Origin of the sequence: Streptomyces sp. NPDC048481, assembly GCF_043200075.1 — a bacterium.
Classification (GTDB): domain Bacteria; phylum Actinomycetota; class Actinomycetes; order Streptomycetales; family Streptomycetaceae; genus Streptomyces.
The window spans coordinates 630,165-651,776 of sequence record NZ_JBICXC010000003.1 but is presented as its reverse complement, the minus strand read 5'-3'; the positions used below and the strand labels follow the sequence as shown (position 1 = coordinate 651,776).

The window sequence follows — 21,612 nt, the reverse complement described above, 5'->3', positions numbered from 1 at the left end:
CGCCGGGCAGCGCCGCCCCCGGGCATGCGGAGGGGCGGTGGCTGTCCGCCACCGCCCCTCCGGGCCGCTCCGTGAGAAATCAGCCGCTCGTCGTCGTCTTCTGCGTCAGGTCGTAGAAGGTGGCCGAACCGACCGTCACCTCGGTGAAGTTGGCCTCGACCCAGGCGGTGATCTGCGAGGACGTCCCGCTGCCGCCGCCGGCCGTGCCGCCGCCGATGAAGTAGTGGATCCTGCCGTCGGCCACGTACCGGCGGAACTGCGCCAGGGTCGGGGACGGGTCGGTCCCGTTGAAGCCGCCGATCGCCATCACGGCCTCACCGGTGGCGAGTTGGTAGCTCGCGGCGTTCTGGGCGCCGATCGCGGCAGCCGCCCAGGTGTACTTCCCCGAACCGGCCTCCAGCAGCTTCCTGGCCCGGTCGGTGACCGACGCGCCGTTCAGCAGACCGCCGGCGCCGCCACCACCTCCCATCCCACCGCCGTCGCCGACCCCCGCACCCGGTATCCCGTTCTGCTGGTTCCGGCTGCCCTGGCCCGGCAGACCCCCGCCGGGGAGGCCGCCCGGGCCGCCACCCTGACCCTGGTTCTGCCCGCCCTGGCCCTGGTTCTGGGCGCCGGGGCCGCCGGTGAAGCCGCCTCGGCCACCGCCGCCCCCGCCACCCGGGCCACCGCCGCCCCTCATGCTCGCGCCCGCCGGACCCGCCGTCACGATGGAACCGGTGTGGCCCTCCTGCACCGTGCTGACGGTGTACGCCGTCGGTCCCGCCAGCGCGGCCGCCAGGCCCACGCAGGCCGCGGCGAGGGCGAGCCGGCGGTCGACGCGGCCCGCGAAGATCAGGCCGAGCGCCGCGGCCAGGCCGCCGGTCAGCACCAGCCACTTCAGCCAGGGCAGGTAGTCGGGCGTGCGGTTGAGCAGTACGTACGACCAGGAGGCCGCCGCCACGAGGGAGGCCGCGAGGGTGACCGAGGCCCAGGTCTCGGCCCGCCTCTCCCACAGGGTCGCGGCGCCCATGCCGATCACCGCGGCCATGTAGGGGGCGAGCGCCACCGTGTAGTACTGGTGGAAGATGCCCGCCATGTAGCTGAAGACGACCGCGGTGATCAGCAGTGAGCCGCCCCAGACCAGGAACAGGCCCCGCGTCGCCGACGTCCGCCGCAGTTTGCGGGTCGCCACCAGTCCGGCGGCCAGCAGGACCAGCGCGGCCGGCAGCAGCCAGGAGATCTGGCCGCCGATCTCGGAGTCGAACATCCGGTCCCAGCCGGTCTCGCCCCACTGGCCGGTGCCGCCGCCACCGCCGCCGCCGACGCTGCCGGTCTCCTCGCCGTTGAGGCGGCCGAGACCGTTGTAGCCGAAGGTCAGCTCCAGGAAGGAGTTGTTCTGCGAACCGCCGATGTACGGGCGGGAGGAGGCGGGCCACAGCTCGACGATCGCGACCCACCAGCCGCCGGACACGATCAGCGCGCCCGTGGCGGCGGCCAGCTGGCCGAGCCGCCTGCGCACCGGCACCGGCGCGCAGAAGGCGTGGACCAGCGCGAGCGGCGGCAGGATCAGGAACGCCTGCAAGGTCTTGGCGAGGAACGCGAAGCCGATCGCGACCCCGGCCCACACCAGCCACCTCGTCCGGCCGTCCTCCACCGCGCGAGCCGTGAAGTAGCAGGCCACGGCCATCAGCAGGGCCAGCATCGCGTCCGGGTTGTCGAACCGGAACATCAGCGCGGCGACGGGCGTCAGCGCGAGCACCGCGCCCGCGATCAGACCGGCGGCGGGGCTGAAGCGGCGGCGCACGGAGGCGTACACCACGGCGACCGTGCCGACGCCCATCAGCACCTCGGGCGCGAGGATCGCCCAGGAGCTGAGGCCGAAGACCCGCACCGACAGCGCCATCGGCCACAGCGCGGCCGGGGGCTTGTCGACGGTGATGGCGTTGCCCGCGTCCAGCGAGCCGAAGAAGAACGCCTTCCAGGACCGGCTGCCGGCCTGGACCGCCGCGGAGTAGAAGGAGTTCGCGTACCCCGAGGCGCTCAGGTCGTAGAGGTAGAGCAGGAGCGTGGCCGTCAGCAGGCCGAGGAAGGCCGGGCGGGCCCAGCGGGGATCCTCGGGCCGGCCGCGCCAGAGCCGGTGCGGCAGGGGCCGCCGGGGCAGGCCCGCGCCGGGGGCGGGGGCGGGGGCCGGAAGGGGGACGGCCGGTTCGTGCGGGGCGGTGGCGGTGGGCGGGCCCCAGGCCGTCGGCTGGTCGAGACGGGAGGTCATCGGGCGTCCCCCCGGTCGATGTTCTCGGGGCGCACCGGCTGACGTCGCGTGGTGGCGTCGAGGGCCGTGGCGTCGGAGGCCGTGGCCCCCACGGGCTCGGCGCCGACGGCGGTTGCGGGCGTCGTCACCGCGTCGTCGTCACCGTCGCGCCGGTCGGAGAAGACCCACACGCGGAAGAGCAGAAAGCGCAGCACCGTGGCGGCGAGGTTGGCGGCGACGAGCACCGCCAGCTCGGTGGTGTGCGCGGGCTCGGCGGCCGCCGCGTTCAGCGCCACGAGCGAGCCGCTGGTCAGCGCGAGGCCGATGCCGAAGACGACGAGGCCCTGCGCCTGGTGCCGGACGGCCCCGCCGCGGCCCCGCACCCCGAAGGTGAGCCGCCGGTTGGCGGCGGTGTTGGCGACCGCGGAGACCAGCAGGGCGAGCGCGTTGGCGATCTGCGAGCCGCCGAACTGGCGGAAGCCGCTGTAGAGCAGGAGGTAGAAGAGGGTGGACAGACCGCCGACGACGCAGAACCCGACCAGCTGACGGGCCAGGCCCTTGGGCACGTCCTGGATGTCGCGGTCGCGCGGGTCGTCGCCGAAGGGGCGGCGGAGCCGGTGGAGGGACAGCGAACCGGTGGCCAGGGCCTTGCCCACGCGCCACACCCCTTTCAGGTCGTCGGTCGCCGTCCTCACGATGTGCACCGTGGAGTCCGGGTCGTCGACCCAGTCGACCGGCACCTCGTGGATACGGAGACCGGCGCGTTCGGCGAGCACCAGCATCTCAGTGTCGAAGAACCAGCCGGTGTCCTCCACCAGGGGGAGCAGAATCCGGGCGACGTCGCGCCTGATCGCCTTGAATCCGCATTGCGCGTCGGAGAAGCGGGCCTGGAGCGAGCCGCGCAGGATCAGGTTGTAGGCGCGGCTGATGAACTCGCGCTTCGGGCCGCGCACCACCCGCGAGTCGCGGGCCAGCCGCGAGCCGATCGCCAGGTCGGAATGACCGGAGATCAGCGGCGCGACCAGCGGCAGCAGCGCGTTGAGGTCGGTGGACAGGTCCACGTCCATGTAGGCGAGGACCGGGGCGTCCGAGGCCGACCAGACGGTCCGCAGCGCACGGCCGCGGCCCTTCTGCTCCAGCCGGACGTTCCTCACCTGGGGGATACGCGCCTCCAGCCGGCGCGCCACCGAGGGCGTGGCGTCGGTCGAGGCGTTGTCCGCGATGGTGATGCGGAAGGAGTAGGGGAACGTGCGCGTCAGATGGTCGTGCAGTCTCCGGACGCAGGGCTGGAGGTCCTTCTCCTCGTTGAAGACGGGGATCACTACGTCCAGGACAGGCGTTCCGGCGGTGGCGGCCGGGAGGTGCTCCCGCGCCGGCAGGGTGCCGGGAGAAGAGTCGGTTCGCATGCCGTCGACTCTCGTCAGGCGCCCTGTCGCACCCATGTGGTGGCACTGTGCCCGGCCTGTGAGTGCCCGGACTGTGAGTGCCCGGACGGCGAATGCCCGGCCTGCGCGTGTCCGGTCCGCGGGTGGGATCGCCGGTCAGTCACGGCGGCGGGCCGCGGCTCGGGCGGGCCGAGCGCGGGCAGGCGCACGGTGAACGCGGTGTGCCCGGGCGCGCTGTCGACGGTCACCGCTCCGCCGTGCGCGGTAGCCACGGCCTGCACGATGGCGAGGCCCAGGCCGGTCGAGCCGGAGGCGCGGGAGCGCGAGGAGTCGCCACGTGCGAACCGTTCGAAGACGTGCGGGAGCAGCTCCGGCGGGATGCCCTGCCCGTCGTCCTGGACGTCCACGCACACCCACGGTCCGCGACGCCGGACGCGGGCGGTGATCGTGGTGCCTGGCGGTGTGTGTGTGCGCGCGTTGGCCAGCAGGTTCACGAGCACCTGCTGAAGCCGGGCCGAGTCGGCCGACACCAGGGCGGGCTCGTCGGGGAGGTCGAGACGCCAGACGTGTTCGCGTCCGGCGGCGCGGGCGTCGCTGACGGTGTCGACGACCAGCGGGACGAGGTCGGTCTGCTCGAACCGCAGCGGGCGGCCCGCGTCGAGGCGGGCCAGCAACAGGAGGTCCTCGACGAGGAGGGTCATACGGCCGGCCTCGGACTCGATGCGGCCGAGGGCGTGCCGGGTGTCGGGGCCCACCTCCTCGCGCCCGCGCCGGGTCAGCTCGGCGTAGCCGCGGATGGAGGCCAGGGGGGTGCGCAGTTCGTGACTGGCGTCCGCGACGAACCGTCTGACCCGCGTCTCGCTCTCCTGACGGGCGTGCAGCGCGCCGTGGACGTGGTTCAGCATCCGGTTCAGCGCCGCGCCGACCTGCCCGACCTCGGTGTGCGGGTCGGTCTCCGCCTCCGGCACCCGCTCGCTGAGGTTGACCTCGCCGCTGTGCAGGGGGAGTTCGGAGACGCGGGTGGCGGTGGCCGCCACCTTGCGCAGGGGGCGGGTGGCGACGCCGACCATCACGGTTCCCGCGAGGGTGGCGGCGACGAGCCCGGCGAACGTGAGGCTGACCTCGACGAGGATCAGGGTGCTGATGGTGCCGTCGACGTCGGACGTGGGGATGCCCACGTAGAAGTCGCCGTTGTTGCCGTGGATGTACTGGACCCGGTAGGCGCCGAGGCCGGGGATCTCCACGGTGTGCCGCCGGCCGTCCCGCGCGACCGTGCCGAGCTTCGTCGTCTGGGCGTCGGTGAGGTCCTCGGGCTGCATCCGCGGGATGTCGTTGTCGTCGGTGCGCTTGTCGCCGACCTTGCCGCTCGTGATCGATCCGCCGACGACCGTGGCGGCGAGGGCCTTCTGCGGTCCCGGCCCCTGGCTGACGAACGCGCCGATGTCGGTCGCCCGCTGCTGCGGCACGCCGCTGCCGTCGCCGTTCTTTGCGGTGCCCTTGCCGCCGGGCCCGCCGACGGGACCGCCGGAGACGCGCATCGCGGCTTCGCGCAGGCTGTCGTCCAGCTGGTCGTAGAGGTGATCGCGCAGCACCAGGGTGGTCACGGTGCCGATCAGCGCGCAGACCACGGCGATCAGGGTCACGGACACGACGACGAGTCGCGTCCGAAGGCTGCGCGGTGTACCCGCTCGACGCTTGCGCGGACGCGGTCGCCGCCGTCCGCTCATGACACGGCGGGCTTGATCAGGTACCCGGCTCCGCGGCGTGTGTGGATCATCGGCTCGCGGCCGGCGTCTATCTTGCGCCGCAGGTAGGAGATGTACAGCTCGACGACGTTGGCCTGGCCGCCGAAGTCGTAGGACCACACCCGGTCCAGGATCTGCGCCTTGGACAGCACGCGCCGCGGGTTGCGCATCAGGAAGCGCAGCAGCTCGAACTCGGTGGCCGTCAGATGGATGTCGTCGCCGGCCCGCGAGACCTCGTGGCTGTCCTCGTCGAGGGTCAGGTCCCCGACGACGAGCACGGAGTCGGAGCGCCGGTCGGCGGCGCCGGAGCGGCGGATGAGCCCGCGCAGCCGGGCCACGACCTCCTCCAGGCTGAACGGCTTGGTGACGTAGTCGTCGCCCCCGGCGGTGAGACCGGCGATGCGGTCCTCGACCGCGTCCTTGGCCGTCAGGAACAGCACCGGGACGTCCGGCAGCTCACGCCGCAGCCGCCCCAGGACCGTCAGCCCGTCCATGTCCGGCAGCATCATGTCGAGGACGACGGCGTCGGGCCGGAACTCGCGGGCCGTCTGGAGGGCGCCCGTGCCGTCCCCGGCGCTGCGGATCTGCCATCCCTCGTAGCGCAGGGCCATGGAGAGCAGTTCGGTGATCGACATCTCGTCGTCCACCACAAGCACTCGGACGGGGCTCCCGTCCGGCCTCAGCAGTTCGGTGCGCCCCTGGGGCGAGGTCGTGGTCATGATGAACACCCTGTCGGGGGCCCCTGAGAGCACCCTTTCACGCGTCTGTGATTTGCCTGAGAAACGCACAGGCGCCTCTCAGGGAACACCTGGGGACCTCCCGCCCCCACCCCGTCCGGGCCGCCCCGGTGATCCCGGTCGTAAGGGCGCCGGGGCGCCGGTCGGCGAGGCTCAGAACAGCCCGTCCTGCCGGTGGTCCGCGGGCACCTCGAAGTGCCGTACGGGGAAGGCGACTTCACCGCCCGCCGCCGGGACCAGCTCCCACCCCCGCATCAGCCGGGTGTCGAGGACGACCACCCCGTCGGAGCCGGCCAGATGCAGATCGGGTCCGGCCGCCGCCACCAGTTCCCCGCCCAGCGACCCCCCGGCCACGAGTTCGCGCACCTCCCCGGACGCGGCGGGCGCGTCCGCCAGCCCGAACGCCCGCACATGGTCCACCGCGAGGAACGGTTCCGGGGCCAACGACTCGGGCCAGCCGCCCAGTCGGACGGCCTTCCCGTACACCTCCCTGATCTCGTCCGCCCGTTCCTCCCGCGTGTCCGGCAACGCGGACCGCACCGCCCGCTTCACGGCGTACGGGATCCGGTCCGGGACCCGCAGTGCGGCACGCAGCAGTTCCTCGGTACGCCGGGCGGCCATCAGCGGGCCGGCGCCGAGCCAGGTGAAACACACCGCGCCCTGCTCCAGCAGCCGCGCCGGCCCGCGTTCGACCGCCGTGATCCCGACCTTGACCAGTCCGGGACCGAACCACGCCAGGTACACGTGGTACGGCCGGGGATCGTCGGCGATCCCGTCCGCCGCGACGGAGTGCGCCCGGTCCAGCCGCGCGCACTCCTCGCACCTGGCCCCGGTGCCCCTCCCGGAGAGCGCCGCCTGCAGCGGGCACGGATGCCCCCGCGCTCCCACGCACCGCCGCACACCCCCGGCCGCCACCCCGAAGGCGACCCGCTTCCCCCAGGACAACGGGCTACGACGCCCCCCGTCCCACGTCAGCACGGGGCCCTGCGCCGACCATCGCAGCCCCGAGCACTTCCACTCCTGTGCCATCACCCGCAACGGTAGGCGCAGCCACTGACAACGCGGCCGGGGCCCGGCGCCCGCGCCCCGCGAGCCGGCATCCGAGGCATCCGGGGTGACCGCCCCGGGCCCCCGCGTCGCGCACCCGCATCCCCCACTCCGCCGCGGGCCGCACGCCCGGCGGCTTCCCCCACCCGGTGAGGTGCAGAGCCCAGGTGACCAGCGCGCTCATCACGACGACGGCCCCTCCGGCGAGCAGCATCGGCACGGAGACGGCGCAGACCCCGACGCCCAGGAGGGACGTCCCGGCCGTCGCGACGGCGACCCCGGTCCAGCCCGCGATCGTGTGCCCCTCGTCGTACTCGTCGATCAGACGCCCGGCCATCGATCCCTCACCACCTAAGAAGTTACGAATAGAAACCTCTTAGAATGTAAGACAAACCCGGCCGGACAGCAAGGCCGACCGCCACCGAGGAAGGAGACGGGGCCGCCAAGGGGGAGGATGGGCCACACGCTCGGGCCGGAGGCCGGGGCGTGCAGGCAGGCAGCGTGCAGGAGAGGAACCGGACCCCCGCGATGACACCCGAGCCACCGCCGTCCCCCCGCCCCGCCGCGACCCCCGAGCAGGCGCTCGCGGCGATGGACGACCTCATCGCGGCGAGCATGGTCGGCCAGCAGGAGATGGCCCAGCGCCTGGGCCTCAACGTCACCGACCTGACCTGTCTCGGCTACGTCATCCAGGCCGGCGACGACCTCCTCAGCGCCGGCGACCTCGCGAACCGCGTCCACGTCACGACCGGCGCGGTGACCGGCATCCTCAACCGCCTGGAACGCGCCGGGTACGTCAGCCGCCGCCCCGACCCCCGGGACCGGCGGCGGGTCCGGGTGGCCGCCGTGCCGTCGGCCGTGGCCAGGGTCTACGCCCTGTACGAGCCGCACTACGCCCGCCTGAACAGCCTCTTCGCCGACTACTCCCCCGAGGAGACCGCCGTCCTGACGGACTGGTTCACCCGCGCGACCGGGCTGGTGAACGCCTACCGCGAGGAACTCCGCGACCGCCAGGACCCCCGCCAGGACCTCTGAGCCACGGCCCACCGAGCCGTCTCCCGGCATCCCCGTCGGGTCGCACACGCCACTCCGTAGAGTTCGCGACGACGCGGAGACGTCCGCCGGGGAGGGAGCTGTCGTGAGCGAATCGGAGCTGGTCGCGGAGGCGCGCAAGGCGTTCTTCGTGATGTTCGGGCTGCTGGCCCTCGTATGGCTGGTGCAGGCCGCCAACTACGCCGACGACTACGCCCTGTCCCGGGAGTTCGGCGTGGTCTCCGGTGACGTCGGCGCCCTGCCGCACGTGCTCACCGCGCCCCTGCTCCACTGGAACTGGGCGCACATCGAGAGCAACTCGGGGCCGCTGTTCGTCTTCGGTTTCCTCGCCGCGTACCGAGGGGTCGCGCGCTTCATGGGGCTGACGCTGCTCGTCGCCCTCTCCAGCGGCCTCACCGTCTGGTTCTTCGAACGGGGCGGGGCGGACACGGTCGGGGCGAGCGGTCTGGTCTTCGGGTACTTCGGCTACGTCGTGGTCCGCGGCCTCTTCGACCGCCACCTGATCGACACGCTGATCGGCCTCGTCATGGCCGCGTCCTTCGCCTATCTGCTCACGGTGGCCGTGCCCGGGACGCCCGGGGTGAGCTGGCTCGGCCACCTCGGCGGCCTGGCCGGCGGTCTGCTCGGAGCCTGGCTGTTCCGCGACCGCGGCCCCCGCCGCCGCCCCCGCGGCAAGGCGCCCGCCCTCGACGACTCCCCCCGCGCGGCCCTGCACAAGGAACTGGACGACCTGGGTCTGCTCTAGCGGATGGGGCCGGTGCCGGCGTGGCGCGTGTGGCGCAGAAAATCGAACACATGATTGAATTTAGTCATGCGACGGTTCCCCGACGACCTCGTCCAAGCGCAGCGGGAGTGGAGCGCCACCTACCGGCAGCTCGCCGCCCGGCCCGGTCGCACCGAGCTGCGGCGGCGCCTGCACCGGCTGTCCACCCAGGTGTTCTTCCACCCCTACTGGCAGCGACGGCGTCCGGACCCCTCGGCGTGGTGGGATCTGCGGCACCCGGCGGGCCCGGTGCCGGACGAGCGCGAACGGCTCACCGGATGACCGGCCGGAATGCGGGACCGCGGACCCCGGACGACGCTGGAGACATGTCCGGACCGAACCGCGTGACCGTGCTTCCGCCCACCCCCGCGGGCGGCCGGCGGGTGCGCGTGGACGGCGAGATGCTGGGGCTCGCCCACAACGCGGCCGACGTGGCGGAATTCCTCCGCCGCGCCGGGCTGGAGATCGACCCGGCGGAGATAGCGAGCGCCCCGTGGATCGACTGGCGCGGCACCGGCCCGGACCACTGGAACCCGGAGTCGGACGCCTGACGCGAGCGGACGCGAGACGGCCCCTCGACCACGTCACCGAACACCGCGGAAAATCCCGGCCGGATGCACGAGACAAGCCTTATCGGCAGCGAATCCTATTTACGCCGCACCGAACCCAGGAGAAACATTTCGGCTCAGGAAGTGCTAAGTGAGTCAGGTATTACTTGATCAAGCACAGTTCACTCGTTCCGGGGTCTCGGTCACTCATCCGCTCGCGCACCCGGCGGATGTGGACTGGCGTTAGCGGGATATGACACACGCATCTTCCCCCGGCCTGCCGCAGCGCAACGCAAGGCCGGTCCATACGGCTGCGGACCATGATCCGTCCATGCGGAGAAGCGCCTGGCCATCTGGCGCGGCCCACTCGCCGATCAGGCCACGGGAGATCATCGACGGGGACGGCACGGGGGTCGAACACCGGACCACCGAGACGCTGCTGCGTGAATTCCTCACCTTGCTGGAGGAAATCCAGCGAGAAATGACCTCCCGGTGGAACGGCCAGGATGCATCCGACCGTCACGCGACCTGTGCGTAACGGAAACAAACGCCATGAACCACAACTACGTGAATCCGTCGTCCGGGCCGCACGAGTGGTACTCCGACGGGTATTCCTACGGGACGCCGACCGGCTGGATCGGGGGGCCTGACGACGGCGCCCACCCGGGGGTCCCCCTGGCCGCGCCCGAAACGGGAGGCTGGGACCCGGTCGAGGAAATGGCCCATCTCCTCCAGGAAGCCGTCCCGGTGGAGCAGCCTGCCAGGGTGCCGCCCTTTCGCAGGGAGTCCCCGCCAGGCGCCGACTTCGGCGACCCGCTGGAGACCCTGGCCGTCCAGTTGCCGCGTCCCCGACGCCCCTCCAGCGGGCATCGCAAGCTGGAAGTGCGCAAAGCCCGGCTCAGGTGGTTGCAGACCGGCAGCTTCGCCCTCGTCGCCCTCGTCTCCGTGATCGTCGCGATGGTCAGCGTCTTCGGCGGCATGGTCGCCTACCGGCCCCTGCAGAACATCACGTCCGGATCGGAGGCCGGCATCGTCCCGTCCTGGCCCCTCCTCGTGTACGGCCCGTGGATGGTGGCCTCACTGTCCATCCTGCGCACCGCCCTGCATCAACGCAGGGCCGTGCATTCCTGGTTCATCGTTCTGCTCTTCTCCTCCGTCGCGATGATGCTGTGCGTGGCACAGGCGGACAAGACCTTCACCGGAATCGCGGGCGCCGTCCTCCCGGCCCTCGCATCCCTCGCCTGCTTCCAGCAACTCGTCCGCCAGATCACCCTGACCCTGCCGCCCAGACAACCGACCCGCCGCCACCGGCAATAGACCGACCCACCCCACGAGCCGCGCCCACCCGCGCCCGCTCCGTGCACCCGCACGACGAAGGCCCCGGAGTGATCCGGGGCCTTCGTTTTGTGTGCACTCGGCAGGATTCGAACCTGCAACCTTCTGATCCGTAGTCAGATGCTCTATCCGTTAAGCTACGAGTGCTTGTTATTCGGTTTTTCTGTCTTCGTTCCTGGCCCTTTCGAGCCGCTCGCGGCGACAGGAAGAACATTACATGACTGCCGCCGTCATGTGAAATCCGTTAGCCATACCCCTTGTGACCTGCGGAAATGCCCTCGGAGCGGCCTCCGGACGGTCGGGGGCCGGGCTGGGCGACGGGCCGGGGAACGACGAAACCCCGGTCGGTGGGACCGGGGCTTCGGTGTTCGAGCGGAGGCGGAGGGATTTGAACCCTCGATGGGGCGTAAACCCCAAACCGCATTAGCAGTGCGGCGCCATAGACCGGACTAGGCGACGCCTCCAGCACAACCGCTCGCGTGTGTGCGAGTGGTGCGTGCAGATGATGACACAGTCGAGCGCGGTGTCACCAATCGGCGTCCACGGTACTAGGGACCCCCGGCGCAGGGCAAAGGCGTTGTCCGGGCGCAACGTCGGCGGCGGCGGGCCGTTAGTACGGTCATGCCCCAGGTCACCCCGCTCCGACGGTTCGCCGTCACCGTCTCCGCCGCCTGCGCCGCCGTGATCGCCGCCTCCGGCGCGGGCCCCGCAACCGCGTACGCCGGGACGGCCGGCGCGCTCACCGCCGTCGCACCGCCGGCCGGCGCCGCCCGCCCCCTCGCGCCTCCGCCCGTACGGGACGAGGACCAGGTGTCCGGCGACCACCTCACCGTCACCGTCCGGCACACGGGTGCGCGGGCGGACGGGCCCGCCGACGGGACCTTCGAGGTGTACTGCCACCCGGCCGGCGGCAGTCATCCGGACCCGGCGGGCGCGTGCGACGTCCTGGACCGGGACGCCCGGTGGGGGCGGGACGTCTTCGCGCCCGTGCCCGAGGGCGAGGTCTGCACGATGCGGTACGGCGGCCCGGCCACCGCGCACGTCACCGGACGCTGGGCCGGGCGGCCGGTCGACGCCGTGTACGACCGCAGCAACGGCTGTGAGATCGAGCGGTGGGACCGGCTCGTGCCGCTGCTGCCCGATCTGCGTCCGGCCGGCCGCTGACCCGGCCCAGCGGCCGGGGTCGGCGGCCGGCCCCGGTCGTCGGAGTGGCCGTCCGGGCCTACGCGGGTTCGGACGGGCGGGGCGGAAGAACCTGTTCCGTAAAGGTCGGGCGAAGGTCCCGCGAAGTCGCGCGGGCGGGCCGGAGCATGCGGGACAGGGGCCGGACGGGCTTCGTGGCAGGCCGACGGGCGGAAGGGCCGGCGGGGAGGGGTACGGACACACGTTCTGTGGCGCTTCGTCGTGCGAGCTGCCTCTCATCCGGCGTCGCCGGAGGGACCCCAGCCCTTAGACTCCCTCGCGTGACACGCTGCGGACCGGTTGGCAAGATGGCCCGAGCGGTCGGCAAAGTGCGGTAACAGGGAGGAAGCGACTCGTGAGCAGCAGGCCATCCCGAGGCGCTGCTCGCCTCGCAGCCATACTCGACGCGCTTCCCGACGCGTTGTTGCTGGTCAACGCCAACGGGACGGTCGTCAACGCGAACACCATCGCGCTGGAGGCGTTCGAGACGCCGGGCACGGCCCTGGTGGGGCGCGGGCTGCTCGATCTGCTTCCGGAGTTCGACTCCAAGCTGATCCCCGGCTCCATGCGGCGCCCCGACCACATGGACCCGCGCGGCCAGACCAAGCCGACCCGGATGACCGCCCGCCGTACCGACGGCACCGAGTTCCCCGTCGAGGTCACCAGCGCCAACCTCGAGAACGGCCAGCAGGCCTACGACGGCTACGGCTACACGTCCGCCTCCGACGAACTGCTGATGCTCGTCGTGCGCGATCTCTCCGGCACCGTCGACACCGAGGCCGAGCTGGCGCGTTCGCAGCGGCAGACCGAGATGATCCTGCGGGCCGCGTCGGAGGGCGTCGTCGGGACCGACACCGACGGGCGGATCGTCCTCGTCAATCCGGCCGCCGCCCAGATACTGGGCTACCGGGCCAGCGATCTCGGCGGCAAGGAACTGCACGACCTCGTGCTGCACTCGCGCGCCGACGGCTCCCCCTTCGCGTACGACGAGTCGCCGCTCGCCGACACCCTGCGCTCCGGGCGCAAGCACCGGGTGCGCGGACAGGTGCTGTGGTCCAAGAGCGGGGACAGGGTCGCGGTCGACCTGACGACCGCCCCCGTGCGGGACGGCGACCAGCTCGTCGGCGCGGTCATGACCTTCACCGACCGGCGGCCCTTCGACGCGCTCGCCGAGGAGAAGGACACCGTCGAGAAGCGGCACGCGGCGGAGCTGGAGAAGCTCTCCGAGGAGCACGCCTCCGACCTCACCGCGCTGCGCCAGCAGCACGTCGCCGAGCTGGAGGAGCTGCGCGAGCGGCACGAGGAGGAGCTCGCGGCGGGCGAGGAGCGCTACGCCGCGCTGGGCGAGCGGGAGAAGGACCGCTACGAGGCGCTCGCCGGTCGGTACGAACAGCTGCTCACCCTGCTCGGGGGTTCCCTGCGCGGACCGCTGGACGAGCTGCGCCGCGAGCTGGCCGCGCTCGCCGCCGACGACGCCGGCCAGCTGTGGCCCGAGGCCAACCAGGTGCTGCACCACCTGTCGGCCGGCTACTCCCGCATCACCACGCTCATCGACAACGTCCTCGGGTACCAGCGGCTCGACACGGGCGCGGAGACCGTCGTCCGCACGAAGGTCATGCTGGACGCCGTCGTCGCGGCCGGCGTCGACGGGGCGGTCGACCTCATCGGGCCCGGAAGGGTCCAGTTCGCCGTGCACGCGCCGCCCATCGAGGCCGAGGTCGACGCGCGGCTGCTCGCGACCGCGCTCGCGCACCTCGTCGCCGACGTCGCGGGCGTGGACGCCACCGGCAACGCGCCCGTCTCGGCGGGCGGTTACATGGACAACACGGTCGTGGTGGCGGCCGCTCAGCGCGGCGAGGTCGTGCGCATCGAGGTGCGCGGGCCGTACGCCGGCGGCGACCCCGTGCACGAGCCGATCGTGCGGGGCATCGTGCGGGCGCACGGCGGGGTGCTCCAGACGCACGAGGTGCCGGGCATGAGCGGCAGCGCCTACGTGCTGGAGGTGCCGCTGGGCGGTGGGGCGGGCGCGGTCGCGGCCACGCCCGCACTGGCGCTGCCCGCCCTCGCCTCCGGTCCCGACGCGTCCGCGGGCGTGGACGGGAGCGCTCCGGGCGCCCCCGCGGAGCATGGCGCCGGAGGACGCCGTCGGGCCCGGCGGTCGTCCGTGGACGCGTTCCTGGAGGGCGAGGCCGCGCCTCCCGGCGCGGGCGGCGGCACGGACGCGGACGCGTCGGCTCCCACGGGACGCCGGCGCAGGCGTGGCCCGGCCGCCCAGGAACTGCCGGGCGAACTTCCGCCCGCGGTGGGGGAGACCGACGGCGCGGACGGCACGGAGGGTTCCGGCGGCACCGGACGGCGGCGCGGACGGTCGGCCGAGGTCGCCGTCGTGGGGGACGCGGGAGCCGACGCCGGTGTCAGCGAGGGCGCCGTCATGACCGCGGCCGAGCACGCGGCGGGAACCGCCGCCTCGGGGACCGGACTCGGCGGCACCGTCCCGCCGCAGGGCGTTCCGTCCCAGGGTGTCGCGCCGCAGAGCGTTCCGCCGCAGGGCGTCCAGGCTCCGGGCGGACGCCGGGCCCGGCACGCTCCCGACGGGCGGCAACAGCAGCAGCCGAACCCGCAGAACGCCCTGCCGTCCGGCCTGCCCGCGCTCGCGCCGGCGCCCTCCCAGGGCGTCTCCGACCCGGCCGCCGGTTCGGAGACGGAGGAGGAGAACGGGCAGCCCACGGGCCGTCGCCGGCGCGCGCTGGCCGCCGCGAACGAGCGTGCCGCCGCCCAGGAGGCGGCCCCCCGCTCGGTCTTCGCCCTGCCGCCCGCGGCGGCGGACCGGACACCGGACGGCCCTGAAGGCCTCGATGGTCTCGTCGGCTCCGACGCCGCCGGCGGGACCGGCGCGGCACACCCGGCGCCGGCCGTGGGGCCGGTGCCCCCCGCCGGCACGGCTCCCCTTCCCGCCCCGGGCGCGGGAGCGATGCCGGGAGCGGGAGGGTTCTCCGGGGCCGGAGCGGTCCACGTACCGGCGCAGTCCCCCATTCCGGCGCAGTCGCCGATTCCGGCCCAGGCTCCCCTTCCGCCGCCGGCCCCGGGCTCCGGACCCGTGCCTGTTCCTGTTCCCGTTCCCCCGCAGGCTCCGATTCCCGCGCAGGCGCAGGGGCCTGGTCAGGCCGCCGTCCAGGCAGCGGTTCAGACGTCGGGCCAGGGTGTCGCGGACGACTCCGGCGCGGACCGTGGTCGCCATGACGCCGTCACCCACGACCAGTCCGGCGACCACACCCCGCCCCAGCCGCATCCGACGAGCGCGCCCACGGGCCGTCGTCGGCGTGCCGTCGGCCAGCCGCCCGCCGAGGCCGCCGCCGCGTCCGGGCAGGCGGGGCAGGCCGGGCCCATGGTGGCTCAGGCGGCCGTTCCGGGACAGGCCCCGGCGCCCGTGCAGGCCCAGATCCAGGCCCAGCCGCAGCCCCGGACGTCGCCCCAGGCGCAGGCGTCCGGGCCGGGGCAGCCGCTCCCGGCCGAGGCGGCGCCGGGCGCCCCGGTCGCGCCGAACGGCACGGCGGCCCCCGCGCAGCCCGCACCGGCCGCCCCCCTCACGCCGACCCCGGGCGGTGGCACCCCGCTGCCTCCCGAGGCCGCCGTCGGACGCCCGCGGGCCGCGCAGCCACTGCCCGCCGAGGCCGCGGTCCCGCCGCCGGCCATGGACCCCAACTCCACTCAGGGGCGCGCGATCAGCGTGCGGACCCTGGGCCAGGGCGTGCCGTTCACCCGGCAGGCCGCGCAGGTGCAGCAGGCGCCCCAGGCGCAGCCGTCCTCGTCGGCCACCCCCGCCCCCCACGCGCCGGGCGGTTCCGGACGTCGCCGCAAGCTGGGGACCCCGCCCGATCCGGCGACCCGCCCGGAGCAGACGGCTCGCCCGCACCCGTCGGCCGAGCAGCCCCTGCCGCCCCAGGCAGGACAGCCGGGACAGCCGGGCCCGGTCGGTCAGGCCGTCAGGGTTCCGACCGCCCCGCCTGCGGCGCAGCCGGCGGTGCCGGGCGCCCCCGTCCCCCCGCCCGCGCCGCAGGCGCACCCCTCGCTCGCGGGGCAGTCGCGGCTCGCTCCCGGCGGCACCGACGGCGCCGGACGCTCGTACGCCATAGGAGCGCCGGACGAGAACGCCGCCGAGGGGCCGGAGCCGCTGGACGGTCCCGGCGGGGCCGTCGAGGTGGCGGATCCGCCGCGGCCGCAGCCGATGGACGACGAGCTGCCGCCGGAGCCGCTGGACAATCCGCGCCGGCTGCTGGTGTGGCCCGCGCCCGACGTCCACACCCAGCAGGCGCTCAGCGACCGCGGCTACCGCCCGGTGATCGTGCACTCGCGCGAGGAGGTCGACGCGCAGATCGCCGCGTTCCCGGCGGCCCTGTTCGTGGATCCGCTGACCGGGCCGATCACCCGCACCGCGCTCCAGTCGCTGCGCGCGGCCGCCGTCGCGGCCGAGGTGCCGGTGCTGGTCACGGCCGGGCTCGGGCAGGCGACGCGCGAGGCGGCCTACGGCGCCGACCCCGCCGTCCTGCTGAAGGCGCTCGCCCCGCGTGACAGCGAGCAGCATCCGCCGCGGGTGCTCCTGATCGAGGAGCACGCCGAGATCGCCCTCGCGCTGACCTCGACGCTGGAGCGGCGCGGGATGCAGGTGGCGCGGGCGGCCAGCGACGCGGACGCGGTGACGCTCGCCGGGCAGCTGCGGCCGAACCTGGTGGTGATGGACCTGATGCAGGTGCACCGGCGGCAGTCCGGGATCCTGGACTGGCTGCGGGCGAACGGACAGCTCAACCGCACCCCGCTGGTCGTCTACACGGCGGCCGTGGGCCAGGCGGACCTGCCGCGGCTCGCGTCGGGGGAGACGGTCCTCTTCCTCGCCGAGCGGTCGACCAGCCCCGAGGTGCAGGGCAGGATCGTGGACCTGCTGGCCCGGATCGGCACCAACTGAACCACGGATGGACGGACGGACCGACCCGGCGACCGGCTGACCGACGGGTCGGCCGGGCGTCAGTTCGCGATGATCCTGCGGGCCGCCTCCTTGATGGAGGAGCGCAGCCGGTCGCGGTCGGTGTCCTCGCCGCCCGCCAGGATGCGGCTCATCTGGGGGACGACGGTGGTCCAGTTGGCGATCGCGATCAGCAGGAAGAGCAGGTCGCGGGCCGGGATCGCGTCGGTGATCACGCCCCGGTCCTGGCCGTCCTGCATCGCGCCGACCTTGAGCGCGTAGTGCTCCCGGCGTTCCGCCTCGTCGGGCAGCTCGGCGGTGCCGTACTCGATGCCCTCCCAGTAGAGGAGACGCAGCAGTTCGGGGTGGGCGGCGTGGTAGTCCATCAGCCGGTCGAGCCAGCCCTCGATGTCGTCCGGGTCGACGGGGACGGCCGCGGCGAGATGGACCATGCTGCGCCCCAGGACCAGGGAGAACAGCTGGGCCTTGTTGCCGAAGTAGGCGTAGATCAGCTGCTTGTTGGCCTTCGCCTCGGCGGCGATCCGGTCGATGCGCGCGCCCGCGATGCCGTGGCGGGCGAACTCCGCGACGGCGGCGTCGAAGATCCGGGCTCGGGTGGCCTCGGGATCCCTGGTGGTTGCCATGGGGACATCGTAGGCGAGGCACGTAACCAACTAGTTGGTTGACAGGGAATCGGCGGCCGCCCCAGACTGTTGCACCTGCCGTTCCAACCAACTGGTTGGTTGTCGAGTCGTCTCGAAGGAGCGCCTCCCCATGTCGTCCGCAGGCACCAGCACCCCGGCCGCCACCGCCACGCACCGGCAAACCCCGGACCCGAAATCGAACCGGGGCCCGGTCACCGGCCGGAGCCGGAACCTCCTCCTGGTCCTCATCGCCCTGTGCACCGCCGTCACGGCCGCCAACATCTACGTCGCGGCTCCGCTGCTCCCCCTCATCGCGCACGACTTCGGCACGACGTCCTCGGCGGTGGCCTGGATCGCCTCGGTCGCCCAGTTCGGCTACGCGGCCGGCCTGCTGTTCTTCGCCCCGCTCGGCGACCGGGTGAACCGGCGGCGGCTGGTCGCCGCGCTCTCCCTGGTCACGGCGCTCGCGCTGATCGCCGGCGCGGCGGCGGGGAGCGCCGCGGCCCTCGCGGCGGCCGTGCTCGTCGCCTCCGCCGCCACGGTCGTCCCGCAGCTCCTCGTCCCGCTGGTCGCCGCCCGGGCCCCGGCCGACCGGCGCGCCCGGCACGTGGCGGCCGTCATCGCCGGACTGTTCACCGGAATCGTCGCGGCCCGCGTGCTCGGCGGGCTCGCCGGACAGGCCTTCGGCTGGCGGACGGTGTTCGTCGGCGCGGCCGTCCTCACCACCGTCCTGGGGCTGCTGACCGCGGCCGCGCTCCCCGCCGAGGAACGGTCCGCCCGGGACGGCCATCTCTTCGCCGGTCTCACCGCGATGCCGGGACTGGTGCGGCGCTCGCCCGACCTGTGGCGGGCCTGCGTGCGGCAGGCCGGCATGTACGGCGCCTGGAGCGCCCTGTGGACGTCGCTGGCGCTGCTGCTGACCGACGGTTCGTACGGCATGTCGACCGCGACCGCCGGCCTGTTCGGCCTCTTCGGGCTCTCCGCGAGCGTCGTCGCGCCGCTGGCCGGCGGTCTGGTCGACCGCTTCGGCGCGGCGCGGACGGTCCGCGGCGCGTACCTGCTCGCCGCCGTCTCGGTCCCGCTGTTCTGGCTGGGCGGGCACGTGCTCGCGGCGCTGTTCGTGGCCGCCGTCGTGATCCACGCCGCGCTCGTCGCGTCCCACGTCGCCAACCAGACCCTCGCCCTGACGACCACCTCCGCGCCCGCGACCGCCAACAGCGCCTATGTCGTCGCGGGCTTCGCGGGCGGCGCCACCGCCTCGGCCCTGGCCGGGCTCGCCTACGCCGGTCTCGGCTGGGGCGGCGTCGTCGCGGTGGCGGGCGCGTGGCTGGTCCTGGGCTGGACCACGACCGGCACACGCCGCCGGGCCACCGCCCGGTAGGGGGCGGGGGCGGGACGCACCAGACGCAGCGGACCGGACGCGGCCGGGCGGTCCCGGCGGCCCGACGGATCAGGTGGCGAGGCGGTTCAGGCGACCAGGCGGCTCAGGTGGCCCGGGGGACGGCCGGGCACCGGCCCGCCGGGCGGGCACGGGCGCTCCCGGCCCACCAGGCGCCGGGACCCCCGGCCGGGGCCGGGCGGGCCGCCGGGGCGATCAGAGCTGGGTGACGTCCAGCTCGCCCTCCGCGTACCGCCTGCGCAGCACCTTCTTGTCGAACTTGCCCACGCTCGTCTTCGGGACTGCCTCGACGATCGTCCAGCGCTCGGGGAGCTGCCACCTCGCGATCGCGCCCTCGGAGGCGAGGAAGGCGCGCAGCGACGCGAAGTCGGCGGTGGAGCCCTCCTTGAGGACGACCGTGGCCAGCGGACGCTCGCCCCACTTCTCGTCCGGGACGGCGACGACGGCGGCCTCCATGACGTCCGGGTGGGCCATCAGCGCGTTCTCCAGCTCGACCGACGAGATCCACTCGCCGCCGGACTTGATGACGTCCTTCGCGCGGTCGGTGAGCGTGAGGTAGCCGTCGGGGGAGATGGTGCCGACGTCACCCGTCCGCAGCCAGCCGTCCTCGCTGAACTTGTCGGCGGGGCGCAGGGGTTCGGCGTCGGGGCCGTTGTAGTAGGCGCCCGCGATCCACATGCCGCGCACCTCCAGCTCGCCGGCTGACTCCCCGTCCCAGGGCAGGCGTTCGCCGTCGCGGCCGGTGAGCCGGGCCTCGACGGCGGCCGGGAAGCGGCCCTGGGTGATGCGGTACGCGAACTCCTGGTCGGTGCCCACCGCGTGGGCCGGCGGGCGGGCGACGGTCCCGAGCGGGGACGTCTCCGTCATGCCCCACGCGTGGCAGACGCGCATGCCCAGCTCGTCGAAGGCGGCCATCAGGGAGGGCGGGCAGGCCGCGCCGCCGATGGTGACCTGGGTGAGGGTGGAGACGTCCCGCGGCTTGGCGGTGAGTTCCGTGAGCAGGCCCTGCCAGATGGTGGGGACGGCCGCCGCGTGGGTCGGACGTTCCCGCTCGATCATCTCGGCGAGCGGCGCGGGCTGGAGGAAGCGGTCCGGCATCAGCATGTTGACGCCGGTCATGAAGGTGGCGTGGGGCAGGCCCCAGGCGTTGACGTGGAACTGCGGGACGACGACGAGCGACGTGTCCTGGTCGGTGAGGCCCATCGACTGGGTCATGTTCACCTGCATCGAGTGCAGGTAGATCGACCGGTGGCTGTAGACCACGCCCTTGGGGTCGCCCGTGGTGCCCGAGGTGTAGCACATGGCGGCCGCCGAGCGTTCGTCCAGCTCGGGCCAGTCGTACGTCGTCGGACGGTCCGCGAGCAGCTCCTCGTACTCGTGCACGCGCGCGTGGGCGCCGTCGAGGACGGAGCGGTCGCCGGGGCCGGACACCACGACGTGCTCGACCGTCGGCAGGTGCGGGAGCAGCGGCGCGAGGAGGGGCAGCAGGGATCCGTCGACCAGGACGACCTTGTCGGCGGCGTGGCCGATGATCCACGCGAGCTGCTCCGGGGGCAGGCGCAGGTTGAGGGTGTGCAGCACGGCGCCCATGGACGGGACCGCGAAGTAGGCCTCGACGTGTTCGGCGTTGTTCCACATGAGCGTGGCGACCCGTTCGTCGCCGGTCACTCCGAGATCGTCGCGCAGGGCGTGCGCCAGCTGGGCGGCACGGTCGCCGATCTCGGCGAAGGAGCGGCGTCGCGGCTCGTCCTCACCGGTCCAGGTGGTCACCTGCGACGTTCCGTGGATCTTCGTCCCGTGGGTCAGGATCCTGGAGATGAGCAGCGGTACGTCCTGCATGGTGCTCAGCACGGCGTCCTCCCAGGGCGGCGACATCGCCTACGCGGTGGTCATTGTTGCGCTGATTCTGCGCACATACCACGCGGTATGTCACTAGCTGACGATGATCGATCACGTCACGACAAAGCCCAGGTCAGCACACCAGGTGGGCGCACAGCGGCGCACTACCGGACAAGTACCAGCTCAGGGTCCTCACGCAGCTTGCCCAGGGCCCGCGACACCGCCGACTTCACCGTGCCCACGGAGACGCCGAGCACGTCGGCCGTCTGGGCTTCGCTGAGATCCTCGTAATACCTGAGGACGACCATCGCCCGCTGCCGCGCGGGCAGCTTCGTGATCGCCCGCCACATGGCGTCGTGCAGCGCCTGCCGCTCGGCGGGGTCGTCGCCGCCGACCGGATCCGGCTCCGGCAGCTCCTCGCACATGAACTCGTCGACCTTGCGCTTGCGCCACTGCGACGTGCGGGTGTTCAGCAGGGCGCGGCGCACATAGCCGTCCAGCGCCCGGTGGTCCTCGATCCGGTCCCACGCGACGTACGTCTTCGCGAGCGCGGACTGCAACAGGTCCTCGGCGTCGCACGGGTTCGCGGTCAGCGACCTGGCGGTGCGCAGCAGCACCGGCTGCCGGGCCCTGACGTACGACGCGAACGACGGGTACGGTGAAGGCCGCGTCATGCCGTTCGAAGCGCTGGTGCACACGGTTGTGGTCATGGCTCCACGCTAGGTTCGCCCCCGGGCCGCGCGGATCGCCC

The 21,612-nt window shown here is 73.4% G+C and carries 17 protein-coding genes and 2 tRNA genes; 8 read left to right on the top strand and 11 right to left on the bottom strand.

Annotated features, from left to right (window positions below):
* Positions 1 to 79: 79 nt before the first annotated feature.
* From ACGFSH_RS13595 to ACGFSH_RS13570, 6 genes are all read right to left on the bottom strand, one after another.
* The gene (locus ACGFSH_RS13595; protein WP_393347943.1) at positions 80 to 2,248 is read right to left on the bottom strand and encodes an ArnT family glycosyltransferase; all 2,169 of its coding nucleotides are present in this window, start codon (positions 2,246 to 2,248) and stop codon (positions 80 to 82) included.
* The gene (locus tag ACGFSH_RS13590; protein WP_393347941.1) at positions 2,245 to 3,633 is read right to left on the bottom strand and encodes a glycosyltransferase; all 1,389 of its coding nucleotides are present in this window, start codon (positions 3,631 to 3,633) and stop codon (positions 2,245 to 2,247) included. The genes ACGFSH_RS13595 and ACGFSH_RS13590 overlap by 4 nt, the downstream gene beginning before the upstream one ends.
* A 14-nt stretch (positions 3,634 to 3,647) precedes the next feature.
* Complete coding sequence (locus ACGFSH_RS13585; protein ID WP_393347939.1) at positions 3,648 to 5,339, bottom strand: ATP-binding protein; 1,692 nt, start codon at positions 5,337 to 5,339, stop codon at positions 3,648 to 3,650.
* On the bottom strand, positions 5,336 to 6,076 hold the full coding sequence (locus ACGFSH_RS13580) for a response regulator transcription factor (protein ID WP_393347937.1): 741 nt from the start codon (positions 6,074 to 6,076) through the stop codon (positions 5,336 to 5,338). Before ACGFSH_RS13580 ends, ACGFSH_RS13585 begins: the two co-directional genes overlap by 4 nt.
* Before the next feature lie 171 nt (positions 6,077 to 6,247).
* Positions 6,248 to 7,123, bottom strand: coding sequence for a DUF2797 domain-containing protein (locus ACGFSH_RS13575; protein ID WP_393347935.1), 876 nt, complete (start codon positions 7,121 to 7,123; stop codon positions 6,248 to 6,250).
* Positions 7,044 to 7,478, bottom strand: a complete 435-nt coding sequence (locus ACGFSH_RS13570) for an HGxxPAAW family protein (RefSeq protein ID WP_393347933.1) — start codon at positions 7,476 to 7,478, stop codon at positions 7,044 to 7,046. Before ACGFSH_RS13570 ends, ACGFSH_RS13575 begins: the two co-directional genes overlap by 80 nt.
* Positions 7,479 to 7,669: 191 nt before the next feature.
* On the opposite strand from ACGFSH_RS13570, the gene ACGFSH_RS13565 reads away from it, so the two are divergent.
* The 5 genes from ACGFSH_RS13565 (at position 7,670) to ACGFSH_RS13545 (ending at position 10,822) form a co-directional block, all read left to right on the top strand.
* Entirely contained in the window at positions 7,670 to 8,176 is a 507-nt protein-coding gene (locus ACGFSH_RS13565) for a MarR family transcriptional regulator (RefSeq protein ID WP_393347931.1), read from the top strand.
* A 103-nt stretch (positions 8,177 to 8,279) separates the two neighbouring features.
* Entirely contained in the window at positions 8,280 to 8,939 is a 660-nt protein-coding gene (locus ACGFSH_RS13560) for a rhomboid family intramembrane serine protease (RefSeq protein WP_393347929.1), read from the top strand.
* 66 nt (positions 8,940 to 9,005) lie between these two features.
* A complete protein-coding gene (locus ACGFSH_RS13555; RefSeq protein ID WP_393347927.1) occupies positions 9,006 to 9,239 on the top strand; it encodes a hypothetical protein in 234 nt (77 codons plus the stop codon).
* Between the two features lie 44 nt (positions 9,240 to 9,283).
* Positions 9,284 to 9,508, top strand: a complete 225-nt coding sequence (locus tag ACGFSH_RS13550; RefSeq protein ID WP_393347925.1) for a hypothetical protein — start codon at positions 9,284 to 9,286, stop codon at positions 9,506 to 9,508.
* A 549-nt stretch (positions 9,509 to 10,057) separates the two neighbouring features.
* Positions 10,058 to 10,822, top strand: coding sequence for a DUF2637 domain-containing protein (locus tag ACGFSH_RS13545; protein ID WP_393347923.1), 765 nt, complete (start codon positions 10,058 to 10,060; stop codon positions 10,820 to 10,822).
* A gap of 92 nt (positions 10,823 to 10,914) precedes the next feature.
* Here the strand turns inward: ACGFSH_RS13545 and ACGFSH_RS13540 are convergent.
* Both ACGFSH_RS13540 and ACGFSH_RS13535 read right to left on the bottom strand, forming a co-directional pair.
* Positions 10,915 to 10,987 (bottom strand) — tRNA-Arg (locus ACGFSH_RS13540).
* Between the two features lie 226 nt (positions 10,988 to 11,213).
* Positions 11,214 to 11,304: transfer RNA gene (locus ACGFSH_RS13535), tRNA-Ser, on the bottom strand.
* A 157-nt stretch (positions 11,305 to 11,461) separates the two neighbouring features.
* Here ACGFSH_RS13535 and ACGFSH_RS13530 point away from each other — a divergent pair.
* Both ACGFSH_RS13530 and ACGFSH_RS13525 read left to right on the top strand, forming a co-directional pair.
* Positions 11,462 to 12,004, top strand: coding sequence for an SSI family serine proteinase inhibitor (locus ACGFSH_RS13530; RefSeq protein WP_393347922.1), 543 nt, complete (start codon positions 11,462 to 11,464; stop codon positions 12,002 to 12,004).
* A 373-nt stretch (positions 12,005 to 12,377) separates the two neighbouring features.
* Positions 12,378 to 16,982, top strand: coding sequence for a PAS domain-containing protein (locus tag ACGFSH_RS13525; protein WP_393347920.1), 4,605 nt, complete (start codon positions 12,378 to 12,380; stop codon positions 16,980 to 16,982).
* Between the two features lie 59 nt (positions 16,983 to 17,041).
* Here ACGFSH_RS13525 and ACGFSH_RS13520 read toward each other — a convergent pair whose 3' ends face one another.
* Positions 17,042 to 17,623 carry a TetR family transcriptional regulator gene (locus tag ACGFSH_RS13520; protein WP_393347918.1) on the bottom strand — a complete coding sequence of 194 codons (582 nt, stop codon included), beginning with the start codon at positions 17,621 to 17,623 and terminating at the stop codon, positions 17,042 to 17,044.
* 130 nt (positions 17,624 to 17,753) lie between these two features.
* Here ACGFSH_RS13520 and ACGFSH_RS13515 point away from each other — a divergent pair, with 130 nt between their 5' ends.
* Positions 17,754 to 19,004 carry an MFS transporter gene (locus tag ACGFSH_RS13515; RefSeq protein WP_393347916.1) on the top strand — a complete coding sequence of 417 codons (1,251 nt, stop codon included), beginning with the start codon at positions 17,754 to 17,756 and terminating at the stop codon, positions 19,002 to 19,004.
* Positions 19,005 to 19,217: 213 nt separating this feature from the next.
* Here the strand turns inward: ACGFSH_RS13515 and ACGFSH_RS13510 are convergent, their stop codons facing one another.
* Together ACGFSH_RS13510 and ACGFSH_RS13505 are read right to left on the bottom strand one after the other, a co-directional pair.
* Complete coding sequence (locus tag ACGFSH_RS13510) at positions 19,218 to 20,873, bottom strand: long-chain fatty acid--CoA ligase (RefSeq protein ID WP_393347914.1); 1,656 nt, start codon at positions 20,871 to 20,873, stop codon at positions 19,218 to 19,220.
* Positions 20,874 to 21,025: 152 nt separating this feature from the next.
* Positions 21,026 to 21,571, bottom strand: coding sequence for a SigE family RNA polymerase sigma factor (locus ACGFSH_RS13505; protein ID WP_393347912.1), 546 nt, complete (start codon positions 21,569 to 21,571; stop codon positions 21,026 to 21,028).
* Positions 21,572 to 21,612: the final 41 nt, after the last annotated feature.

Coding starts and splice junctions, on each gene's coding strand:
- ACGFSH_RS13595 (WP_393347943.1), bottom strand. CDS start 2,248: ATGACCTCCCGTCTCGACCAGCCGACGGCCTGGGGCCCGCCCACCGCC.
- ACGFSH_RS13590 (WP_393347941.1), bottom strand. CDS start 3,633: ATGCGAACCGACTCTTCTCCCGGCACCCTGCCGGCGCGGGAGCACCTC.
- ACGFSH_RS13585 (WP_393347939.1), bottom strand. CDS start 5,339: ATGAGCGGACGGCGGCGACCGCGTCCGCGCAAGCGTCGAGCGGGTACA.
- ACGFSH_RS13580 (WP_393347937.1), bottom strand. CDS start 6,076: ATGACCACGACCTCGCCCCAGGGGCGCACCGAACTGCTGAGGCCGGAC.
- ACGFSH_RS13575 (WP_393347935.1), bottom strand. CDS start 7,123: ATGGCACAGGAGTGGAAGTGCTCGGGGCTGCGATGGTCGGCGCAGGGC.
- ACGFSH_RS13570 (WP_393347933.1), bottom strand. CDS start 7,478: ATGGCCGGGCGTCTGATCGACGAGTACGACGAGGGGCACACGATCGCG.
- ACGFSH_RS13565 (WP_393347931.1), top strand. CDS start 7,670: ATGACACCCGAGCCACCGCCGTCCCCCCGCCCCGCCGCGACCCCCGAG.
- ACGFSH_RS13555 (WP_393347927.1), top strand. CDS start 9,006: ATGCGACGGTTCCCCGACGACCTCGTCCAAGCGCAGCGGGAGTGGAGC.
- ACGFSH_RS13550 (WP_393347925.1), top strand. CDS start 9,284: ATGTCCGGACCGAACCGCGTGACCGTGCTTCCGCCCACCCCCGCGGGC.
- ACGFSH_RS13545 (WP_393347923.1), top strand. CDS start 10,058: ATGAACCACAACTACGTGAATCCGTCGTCCGGGCCGCACGAGTGGTAC.
- ACGFSH_RS13530 (WP_393347922.1), top strand. CDS start 11,462: ATGCCCCAGGTCACCCCGCTCCGACGGTTCGCCGTCACCGTCTCCGCC.
- ACGFSH_RS13520 (WP_393347918.1), bottom strand. CDS start 17,623: ATGGCAACCACCAGGGATCCCGAGGCCACCCGAGCCCGGATCTTCGAC.
- ACGFSH_RS13515 (WP_393347916.1), top strand. CDS start 17,754: ATGTCGTCCGCAGGCACCAGCACCCCGGCCGCCACCGCCACGCACCGG.
- ACGFSH_RS13505 (WP_393347912.1), bottom strand. CDS start 21,571: ATGACCACAACCGTGTGCACCAGCGCTTCGAACGGCATGACGCGGCCT.